The sequence below is a fragment of the Bacteroides caecigallinarum genome (assembly GCF_016902295.1).
GTDB lineage: Bacteria > Bacteroidota > Bacteroidia > Bacteroidales > Bacteroidaceae > Phocaeicola > Phocaeicola caecigallinarum_A.
Genome location: NZ_JACJLQ010000151.1, coordinates 1 through 521, shown reverse-complemented (window position 1 = coordinate 521; position 521 = coordinate 1). Strand labels below are relative to the sequence as shown.

At 49.5% G+C, this 521-nt stretch carries 1 rRNA gene; it reads right to left on the bottom strand.

Features of this window, described 5'->3' with window-relative positions:
- Positions 1-521: ribosomal RNA gene (locus H6A27_RS14590) — 23S ribosomal RNA — on the bottom strand; the annotation flags it as partial.

Here is a 521-nt window from a genome sequence, read left to right as displayed (position 1 = left end):
GCCTCCGACCTATCCTACACATCGCGTGCCCAAATTCAATGCTAAGCTATAGTAAAGGTTCACGGGGTCTTTTCGTCCCATCGCGGGTAATCGGCATCTTCACCGATACTACAATTTCACTGGGCTCACGGTTGAGACAGTGTCCGGATCATTACACCATTCGTGCAGGTCGGAACTTACCCGACAAGGAATTTCGCTACCTTAGGACCGTTATAGTTACGGCCGCCGTTTACTGGGGCTTCAATTCAATGCTTCTCTCATCGATGACATCTCCTCTTAACCTTCCAGCACCGGGCAGGTGTCAGGCTGTATACATCTACTTTCATATTAGCACAGCCCTGTGTTTTTGTTAAACAGTTGCCTGGACCTATTCTCTGCGCCCTCTCTTGCGAGGAGGGACCCTTTATTCCGAAGTTACAGGGTCAATTTGCCTAGTTCCTTAACCGTGACTCACCCAAGCGCCTTAGTATATTCAACCCGACTACGTGTGTCCGTTTGCGGTACGGGTACCTACAACGTTA